Origin of the sequence: Eubacterium sp. CAG:156 (assembly GCF_000434315.1) — a bacterium.
In the GTDB taxonomy this organism is placed as follows: domain Bacteria; phylum Bacillota; class Clostridia; order Lachnospirales; family Lachnospiraceae; genus Eubacterium_U; species Eubacterium_U album.
The window spans coordinates 56,654-63,117 of record NZ_FR878172.1; the positions used below are offsets into that span (position 1 = coordinate 56,654).

Consider the following 6,464-nt stretch of genomic DNA (forward strand, 5'->3'; position numbering starts at 1 on the left):
AATAGTCTCATTTGGCCATAAAATATGGGCACACCGCCTCAAAGCGATATACCCATATTTTTATATACTATGCTTTTAACATTTCAATTCCTTTTTTAATTCTTGCTAAGGATTCTTCCTTACCAATAACTTCCATTATTTCAAAAGCTCCGGCAGGTGTCATCTGCTTTCCTGACACTGCTGTTCTAAGTGGCCATAAAGCCTGACCATTCTTGCATTCCTTCTTAGCAATATATTCAAATACTACATCATGAAGATTCTGTACTGAATAATCGTCTGTAGCTTCTAATATTGGTAATAATTCCTCTAATACTTCTAATGAATTTTCAGAATTTGTTTTCATCTTCTTATGTGTGTACATAGCCACATCATATTCAGGTAATTCTTCAAAGAAATCAACCATTTCAGGAATTTCAGGGAACACTTCAATTCTTGTTTTTACCATATCAAGAATCTTCTTTAAATCGTAATCCTTTGTAATTACTTTCTTTATATATGGCATTGCAAGTTCATAATACTTGTCATTATCCATCGCCTTAATATATTCACCGTTCATCCATTTTAATTTAACAATGTCAAATACAGATGGTGATTTATTTACCTTATGATAATCGAATTCTTTAATCAATTCATCTAATGTAAAGATTTCCTTGTTATCTTCAGGGCTCCATCCAAGAAGTGCTATATAATTAACAATTGCCTCTGAAACAAATCCCTGCTCAAGTAAATCTTCATATGAAGAATGTCCGCTTCTCTTGCTTAACTTCTTGTGATTTTCATCTGTAATTAATGGCAAATGAACGTACTTTGGTGATTCCCATCCAAATGCATCATATATTCTCTGATACTTTGGTGATGATGAAATATATTCATTTCCTCTTACTACATGTGTAATCTCCTGAAGATGATCATCAATTACATTTGCAAAGTTATATGTTGGATATCCGTCAGACTTAATTAAAATTATGTCATCTAATTCCTTATTTTCAACTGTTATTTCACCATAAATTTCATCAACAAAAGTTGTTGTTCCTTCTGTTGGCATATTGAATCTGATAACATATGGCTTTCCTGCTGCAAGATTAGCCTCTACTTCTTCTTTTGATAATGAAAGGCAATGCTTGTCATAAACTGTAATTTCCTTATCAGCACCTTCTTCTACCTTTGTCTTTAAAGATTCAAGTCTTTCCTTGTCACAGAAACAATAATATGCATCTCCCTGCTCAATAAGCTGCTTAGCATACTTAAGATAAATTCCTGATGCCTGACGCTCACTCTGAATATAAGGACCATATCCCTTATCTTTATCAGGTCCTTCATCGTGTATAAGACCTGTAGATTCCAATGTTCTATAAATGATGTCTACAGCACCTTCAACATAACGTTCACGGTCTGTATCCTCAATTCTTAAAATAAAATCGCCACCTTCATGTTTTGCGATTAAAAATTCATACAATGCTGTTCTTAAATTTCCTACATGCATTCTGCCTGTTGGGCTTGGTGCAAATCTTGTTCTAACCTTTGACATTTTCTTTCTCCTCGATTTAAGTATCTCTTTTTACACACTATTTTTATTATAGTTTATTTTTTATAGGTTGTCTATTGATTCGTATGACAGGTTAAAGATTTTTCTATTCCTTTATTTATCATATTTTACGTCAAAAAAGATGTCATTACACTCTAAGCTAAAAGCTATCTATGTAATAACATCCTTTTTATCTTTTCTAATTCTTAATATTCTGCAATTATAAATTATTGAAATAATCTACTGCATTCTTTAATGATTCCTTAAATGAGTTATCAGATGAATTGTCAAATTCAAATAAATTCTTAATTCCCTGTGGAATTGAGAAATCAAGTTTCTTAACATATTCATCCCAATGCTCTAATTTCCATGTATCTCTGTCTGAATCTCTCTGAATCATTCTCTGACGACAAACTTCTACGTCACATTTAACCCAAACAACAACTAATTCAGCACCACGTTTTAATAACTGCTGTCTTAAGTTTTCCATATATTCAGGCTGTCTTACTTCTCTTGTAAATGGAGCATTGATAAATACTGTATCATTGTACTCTAATGCTTCATATGCAACTTCCATTATTGCATCATATTCATAATCTCTAATATTTTCTTCAAAGAAATCTGAACTTCTGTTATATTCTTGATTAGCAACTACAAATATCTGTTTTGATAATACAATTAATGTATCCTTATCAAGATATACACAATTAGGCATTGCCTTAGCTAATTTTCTTGTTACAAATGTCTTACCACATGCTGGTGGTGATGTTACCAGAATTAATTTCTTCATAATGATTACAACCTCTTTCTAACATATTATCTTTATTGTAAAATATAGAATTTTCTTTCCTAAAAAAATCGTTACAAAAAACCCGATTTTCAAATTATTTTACCACTTCTATTCTTTATTAGTCAATAGGAATAGCATAAGAAAGTAGCTCTAATTATTTACTTTATTTTTGTTTAATTTTACTAAATACTATTATGGTGAACTTTTTTGATTTTATCAAGTACAATTATGGTGAGTTTTTTATTTTTACTAATAGCACTATGGGAATCTTTTTTATAGAATAAACACTTTTTTCAAATTGATTCTACATCAGAAACAGGAAATGGCATCTTAGATGCCTCTAAGATGCCATAAAATTGAAAGGGTTTAGATTATTATATTACCTAAAAATCTAATACTTCTTTAGTTTAATAATTAAAAACGTTTTTTGCAATATTCTTTAAAAATATTATTTTTTTTGTGAATTTTTTCTATGTTTCATCTATTTCTTTATACATAATGCACATTTTTTAGGTCGTTTTTGTAAATTTTTGAAGCTTTTTCTCCTATTTTTACTATTTAACCAATAAAAAAAGGATAAAAATGTTTTTATCCCTTTTTTATCATTATATTTAATTGCAATTGAAGAAAATCCTTTCTTATTTTTTTACTGTTATATTTAATTATAATTAAGAAATTTTTCTTCTCACTTTATTATTATATTGTTATATTTTACTTTAGCTATAGAACTTCTCTTCTTCTTTTTTGTTTCCTGATTCAACTTTGATGTTGTTTTCATCCATCTTAATCTTTGGAATTACAATAGGTGGCATACCTGCTGTTGTCAGTACTGACATTGTTAATGCTCTCATATGTGGATACATTTCATCGTATGCTTTCTTATGTACTTCTTTCTTTTCCATTTCTCCTTCAATATCAAAGCTTGCTCTTACGCTTATTTTGAAATTAAAATCATTTGGTGCATTCTTATTCATCATATCTACTACACAAGTTGCGATACAATGTTTCATATCCTGTGTATATTTAACATTGAAAGATGCTCTCTGTTCAATATCTAACTTTACCTGTCCCTGTAATTCATTTGACATGTCGATTTCATTTACCTGAATGCCTCTAAAAACTAATTCGCCCATTATTCTGTCTCCTTTGCGTCTTTTATTTTATGATATATAATGGTTAATTAACCAATACCTTCATATATCTAAATCGTTACATGACTAGCCGTTCTTACCGACGTCGCCGTTAGTTGCTATTATATCAGATTACATTTTTGATTTCCATAAAATCACACCAACTTTACACGACTTTGTATGACTATACAAAAATACTTAAATTAAATTATCACTTTATACAATAAAAGAGAGCAACTACTGCTCCCTTTTACCTCCCGTTACACTATATAATATTTAAACCCTCTCCTGATTTTCCTTGATGGAAAATCTATATCCGAACAGATAAATAATCTGCTCCCTTTCAATTTTATATTAATTATAATACTTTTTTTCACCGAATAATTAAAGTTCTCATTTTTTATTTTTAGTACACTATTTTATATGTTGAGTGTTTATTTAACTGGTTTTGCGCCATGGTGGTAGTATTTTGACTTATATATTACACTTTCATCGCTTGAAACGTGTTTGTGCTATACACCGTCAATATAGTCACACCTTTTACTATCTTTCATTCAGTATTAATAATTTAACTATTCTAAAGATTTTGCTAAATTAATAACAAGCTATGTTATACTTTTTTAACAACACCCCTGCTCTTTTTAACTCAACGCAAAATTGAATTCATGTAATAGAGCATTGTTTGTATAGTCAAATGTTCAATGATATATTTTAATCACGGTACCGATAATCAATTAGGAGGATGCCAGATTATTGACTAAAAATTTTATGGAATCAATAGGAAATAATATAAAAAAAATACGTAAACAATTAGGTTTAACACAAGAAGAACTTGCTATGCATGTAGGAGTAACACCACAGGCGGTAAGCAGATGGGAAAACGGAACCGGAATGCCGGATATTTCTTTAGTTGTACCACTTGCAAAAACTCTTCGTGTTTCTACGGACTCACTTTTTGGCATTAATGAAGAAAAATATGACAGTCAAATCTATATTAATCTTAAGAGAAACATCGAAAAAATTGAAGCAGATGCAGAAAGCAACGAGGAAGCTGCATTGGCAAAATGCCAGTTCATGTTAAAGAAGATCTACGAAGATCCTGATAATTATATTTATTCAGTTTATTTCGTAGAGCAGGTTGCAAATTTAAGCCGTTTTGTTCACTATAATCATTTTGCGGAAGATAAATGGTCTGAATTTAGGGAACTTGCAATTAAATATGGTTCAAATGCAATAAGATTTACAGATGATAGAGAATGGAATGAAAGAGCTCATTTCGCACTCGCCTGGATTTATATTCATGATGGAAATTATGCATATGCCAGGGAGCATATCGAACAGCTTCCAACAATAAAATCGAATCGTCTGCAGGAAAGCATACTAGCTCAAATTACTTTATTTGAAAATGGATTTGAAGAAATGAGTAAAGTTTTAACTGTTAATCTTCAAAATTTTGTCAGAGCAATTAACAAAGAGAATTTATATGCAGTACAAAGTTTTGCTTGGGGAAATCCTAAGAAAGCTGTTGAACATGGCAAATATTCTCTTTCATTAATGGAAACTTTTTGCCAGAAAAAAGAAATGAAATCATATTGTCGAGGCTTTATGAGAGATATTTATAAGTTTATTATTTTTGCAGAAATTCGATTAGACAATATCGATGAGGCAAAAAAATATTTAGATGAATTAAAAGAACAAATGAAAAGCATGTATGAATATCATCAGGAAGTTCTTGCATCAGAGACTGAACGTGCCAAATACAATGACCGTGCAATAGGTTATATGGAATCTTATACAAAAGAATTTATGGCACAACAATTGCAGGAAATCATTGATTTTGTAATTGGTTGCAACATGGATAATAATGGTCAAAAATTTGCTACTGTAATAAAAAGCAACAAAAATAACTAGACTTTACCTTTTATTAAGATAACCCGTGTGGGTTCGAGGCGCACCATAAAAAAAGTGCGAGACGGGTTGCGGTCATCCGGTGGACACCTCTGCGTAGCAGAAGCAACGACCGAGCCGGTAGGCGAGACATCGAACCCTAAAGTGAATTGTTCAGAGCCCCCATAAATAAAGGGGTTCTGGCAATTTATCCCGATAAATAAGGTTACTTTTAATTACTTTTAAGTTACCTTGTAGTTACTGTTAGCTAAATAGATAAGGCTTTAATGACTGCTTTATCGGTGTCTGACGCTTCATTAGTGTCAAATGTATAATTTCTTAAAGTTGTTTCTTCGTCGGAGTGTCCCATGATTTCACGAACTGTGTTAATATTGATACCTGAATCAATCAGAGTAGAACATACAGTTTTTCTTATCTTATGAACAGACCGATATTTAATATTTCTGTCAATAATGTTAAATTCTTCATCAGAAGCCAAATCAAAAATTTCTCGTAATATCAATGCCATACTGCCAAAGGCTTTAGAGGTTAATTGATAGTCTATAATTTTTGAATAAGCCCAATCCTTGAGGTAACGTTTTGTCATATGGCTGTTTGTCTATTTCCAAGCATTAAAAAAGAAGAGAAAACCGGATTTTGGCTTTCCCTTCTATTTAACTGTTTATAATTTTATTTTTTTATCTCAACCTGCTTTGGCTTTGACCATTTGCCCTGATAAGTTTTCTCTCCTTTGACAACAATGGCTTTTGCTCTTGCATACAATTTTTTAGCCTTTATAAACTTGCTATTTGATACACTATATGTCAATTTCTTAGTTGTTTTTGTCACTATTGTCTTTTTAAACTTCTTATCTTTTGCAATCTGTACTTTGTACTTGGTTGCGCCTTTAACTCTCTTCAATGTAAGACTTATTTTCTTAGCATTTTTCTTTTTAATTGCTTTTTTAACAACTGTCTTTCCAACCTTTACAGATGATGTTTTTGTAGTCTGACTTGGTTGTTTTTTAGTCGTTGTTTGTGCATTTGTATTTGACTCCTGTGGCTTTGTAGTTTCTACTGCTGATGTTGTCTCTGTTTTCTCAGTTGTAGTTTCTATTTCAGGTGTTGTCTCA

Annotated in this window: 6 protein-coding genes; 1 reads left to right on the top strand and 5 read right to left on the bottom strand. The window is 31.0% G+C overall.

Annotation, left to right across the window (positions count from 1 at the left end; genetic code table 11):
* Positions 1–67 precede the first annotated feature (67 nt).
* The 3 genes from gltX to ABMA45_RS08225 form a co-directional block, all read right to left on the bottom strand.
* On the bottom strand, positions 68–1,528 hold the full coding sequence (gltX, locus tag ABMA45_RS08215; RefSeq protein WP_022089411.1) for a glutamate--tRNA ligase: 1,461 nt from the start codon (positions 1,526–1,528) through the stop codon (positions 68–70).
* A 217-nt stretch (positions 1,529–1,745) separates the two neighbouring features.
* Positions 1,746–2,315 carry an AAA family ATPase gene (locus ABMA45_RS08220; RefSeq protein ID WP_022089412.1) on the bottom strand — a complete coding sequence of 190 codons (570 nt, stop codon included), beginning with the start codon at positions 2,313–2,315 and terminating at the stop codon, positions 1,746–1,748.
* A gap of 716 nt (positions 2,316–3,031) precedes the next feature.
* Positions 3,032–3,448, bottom strand: a complete 417-nt coding sequence (locus tag ABMA45_RS08225) for a hypothetical protein (RefSeq protein ID WP_022089413.1) — start codon at positions 3,446–3,448, stop codon at positions 3,032–3,034.
* 750 nt (positions 3,449–4,198) lie between these two features.
* On the opposite strand from ABMA45_RS08225, the gene ABMA45_RS08230 reads away from it, so the two are divergent.
* Positions 4,199–5,356, top strand: coding sequence for a helix-turn-helix domain-containing protein (locus ABMA45_RS08230; protein ID WP_022089414.1), 1,158 nt, complete (start codon positions 4,199–4,201; stop codon positions 5,354–5,356).
* Between the two features lie 244 nt (positions 5,357–5,600).
* Here the strand turns inward: ABMA45_RS08230 and ABMA45_RS08235 are convergent, their stop codons facing one another.
* Both ABMA45_RS08235 and ABMA45_RS08240 read right to left on the bottom strand, forming a co-directional pair.
* Positions 5,601–5,855, bottom strand: coding sequence for a tyrosine-type recombinase/integrase (locus tag ABMA45_RS08235; protein ID WP_347994870.1), 255 nt, complete (start codon positions 5,853–5,855; stop codon positions 5,601–5,603).
* Between the two features lie 167 nt (positions 5,856–6,022).
* On the bottom strand, positions 6,023–6,464 hold a 442-nt coding region (locus tag ABMA45_RS08240; protein ID WP_348030125.1), incomplete at its 5' end, for a hypothetical protein.

Coding starts and splice junctions, on each gene's coding strand:
- gltX (WP_022089411.1), bottom strand. CDS start 1,528: ATGTCAAAGGTTAGAACAAGATTTGCACCAAGCCCAACAGGCAGAATG.
- ABMA45_RS08220 (WP_022089412.1), bottom strand. CDS start 2,315: ATGAAGAAATTAATTCTGGTAACATCACCACCAGCATGTGGTAAGACA.
- ABMA45_RS08225 (WP_022089413.1), bottom strand. CDS start 3,448: ATGGGCGAATTAGTTTTTAGAGGCATTCAGGTAAATGAAATCGACATG.